The organism is Streptococcus parasanguinis (assembly GCF_015556095.1).
Classification (GTDB): domain Bacteria; phylum Bacillota; class Bacilli; order Lactobacillales; family Streptococcaceae; genus Streptococcus; species Streptococcus parasanguinis_Q.
Genome location: NZ_JADNLT010000027.1, coordinates 1 through 3,353, shown reverse-complemented (window position 1 = coordinate 3,353; position 3,353 = coordinate 1). Strand labels below are relative to the sequence as shown.

Here is a 3,353-nt window from a genome sequence, read left to right as displayed (position 1 = left end):
TTAGAAAACGCTAAGGCTTCGGAAGCAACCGCTGCATCAAAAGTTTCCGATGCAAATGTTGACTTAAAGAATGCTGAAGCAAATAAAGAATCAGCTACGCCTGAAAAAATTGAAAAAACCAAGAATGAAATATCAGAAGTAAAAGCTGATATTGAGAAAAAGGAAACTTCACAAAAAGATGCAACTGATAAAGTTCTAGAAGCTGAGAAGAAACGTAATCAGCAATCAGAGGTTATTAAAAAAGATCAAGATAAAATTTCAGAGCAAGAAAAGAAAGTTTCGACAGCTGAGGAAGCAGTAGAAACTGCACAAAAAAATCTTGATGGTACTGGAGCATCGGAAATCATTGCTGAAAGAGACAAAGCAAAAAGTGATGTAGCTGAAAAAGAATCAGCAGAAGAATCAGCGAAAAAGGCTTTGGAAAATGCTATTAGCGAAGACAAAAATAAAGCTGAAGAACTCAGTAAAGCTTCAGCTGATGAAAAAACGCAACTTAGTGCTAGTCAGGTTTCTGCTAAACAATTAGCAGATGCTAAAAAGGTTGCAGAAGAAGCAGCGAGTGCATTAGTGAAGGCTCAAAAAGAGAAAGAAACTGCTCAGAAAGTTTTAGACGGTACTGGCGTTGAAGAAATTGTAGCAGAACGTGATGCTGCTAAAATAAATTTAGATGCTAAAACAGCAACTGAAAATACAGCAAAACAGGAACTCGATCGTGCCAAAGAAGCGGATGATAAAAAAGCTACTGCACTAAAAAATGCAAAGTCTGTCGAAACAGATCAAATAAAGAAAAGCCAAGAAACGGCGAAAAACTTGTCATCTGCTGAGGAAAAACAAAAACAAGCACAAGAGAATCTAAAGAAAGCTCAAGAAAATAAGGTATCAGCGCAAAGTAATCTTGATGCTTCTGAATCACAACTTGCCCAAACAATTGCAAATCGTGATAGTAAAGCAAATGATTTAGCAAATAAACAAAATAGTAAGATTCGTGCAGAAGAAGAGCTCAAAACAGCTAAACAAAATGATGCTAAAAAAGCTTCAGAAATTTCAGCTTTAACTACTAAGAAAAACCAAGAAGAGGCTAAAGTAAATGAAACTTCAAATGAGCTAGCGAGTGCAACATCAGTAGCTCAGGAAGCAAAAGAGAATAAAGAGAAGGCTGATCAAGCAGTTGAAATGCTGAATCAACAAATTGCAGCAATTAAAAATCTCACTATTCCTCAATTGCCTCAAGATGTCATTGATGCCTATAAGGCTTACCTTGCTGATGACTCAGACGCAAATAAAAATGCCTTAAACGACGTTATTCAAAAATGGTTCAAAGATAGTAAATATGATTTTGGAACTGCATTAACAGAATATTCCCCTGAACACCAAAATATATTCATAAAGGAATGGTCAAACAAGGATATTGTTTTGCCGATCGATGATTCAGTCGTAGATTTAGACAATTTAACTGACAAGCAAATTGAAGCTTTGAGCCAATATTATGCACTTCTCGCCAACAATCTGCAAGACCAAGTTTGGGGTAGTCATCATTATATTGTCACTGAAGAATCTGTTCAGGGTGTCAAAAACATTGCAAAAGCCTATGCTGAAGAAAATAAACCATATAGCACAAGTCACAGCGATACTGCTTTAGCGAAAGATGGATTAGATTCCATCGTATGGACTGGAGAAAACATGAGCTATGATAATACTTTGCTTGGTTATGGTGCGTATTATTCAGAAGCTAAAGAAACTCGTAAAGCAACAATGTCTCAATTGTATCGTGAGGTATATGATGCTGTAATTAGTTTTATGACAAATGATGTTCATGCTTATTTTGGACATATGAAACTTATGATTGGGCAGAAAGCTCCTACAAATATTCGGGCAATTGGAGCTGCAAATAGTTTCACACCAAGTGGTGTTGGACGCATGCACTTTATTGAATTCAAAGGTCAAGATGCACATCTTGAATATGTTAAAGATGAACAAACTGGTGAATACCATTTTGTAACTGTTGACGATTATTATGATAAAGGGATTGCTAAACCTCTAGCTACTCCATTTGATACTTCAAAAATGGAAGATGAATTAACAGCTGCTAAAGCTAAGCAGACTACAGCAAATACGGCAAATGATTCTGCACAGAATCGTTTGAAAAAAGCTAAATCAGAAAACGATAAAAGTACAAAAGCTCTCAAAGAAACGACAGCAAAATTAGATGCTCTGAAAGCTACTCCTGATCAAACACCTGCAGCTACTACTAAATTGGAAATCGCTACACAAAATTATAATGAAGCCCAAACCCAATTTAATAAGGCTCAAGATGCACTTGATCAATTAAATGCTGATATTCAAAGCAAGCGTCAAGCTTTAGCAAATGCAAAAGACAATTTAGACCAGGCTACAACAGCAGAAGTAAAAGCTAAATCTGATCTTGAAAAAGCAAAACTAGAAAATCAAAATGCGAATCAAAATCTGAAACAAACTCAAAAACTTGTAGCAGAATTAATGTCAGTTCCTGATCAAACTCCAAGTGCACAAAAGAAATACGACAATGCGAAACAACTAAAAGAAGATGCTGAAACAAGATATATCAAAGCTCAAACAGCTCTGGATAACTTAAATGCAGACCTTCAAGTTAAGCAAAAAGCATTAGAAACTGCAAAAGAGCAGCTTGAAAAAGCAACAGCAACAGATAAGACTGCAAGAAACAATTTAGATGAAGCAACAAAAATTCATGAAAAACATTTGGCAGCCTTAAATGCTACACGTCAAACGATTGCAAGATTAAACTCAATCTCAGATAAGACACCTCTTGCGAAAAAGAATTTAGATGAGGCTTCTCGACAATTGATTGCTGCCAAGACTCGTTATGCAAAAGCCCAAACAGCGGTTGAAAATCTAAATGCAGATATTCAAACAAAACAAAAAGTTTTAGCAGATGCGCGTGCAGAATTGGATAAAGAACTTAAAGTTCTTTCAGATATGAAAGCTGTAAAAGCTACAGATGAAGCAGAACTCAGAAACCGTCAGAATAAGGTTGAAGAGTTAAAAGATAAAGAAAGTCAAATAAAGAATGAAATTTCTAAATTAAAGACTAATTTAGTTGCTTTAGAAACACTTTTGGATCATCTTGAAAATGCTGATGCATATTTGAAGAAAGCAAAAGAAGCATATGAGAATGCAGTTGAAGAGCATCGTTTAGCACTTGAGAATGTAGCAAGAGAGGAAGCTAAACTTAAAATATTTCTACAAGATCAATTAGATGCAACTGCACAATATGAAGCAGTTAGGGAAGCCTATTTAAATACTCGTACAAGACAAAGCGAAGTCTTTAACGATAAAGTAGATCACAAGATGATTTC

Annotated in this window: 1 protein-coding gene; it reads left to right on the top strand. The window is 35.5% G+C overall.

The window, feature by feature from the left end:
* A partial coding sequence (locus tag I2E70_RS10425; RefSeq protein ID WP_195424684.1) for an SEC10/PgrA surface exclusion domain-containing protein occupies positions 1-3,353 on the top strand: 3,353 nt, incomplete at both ends.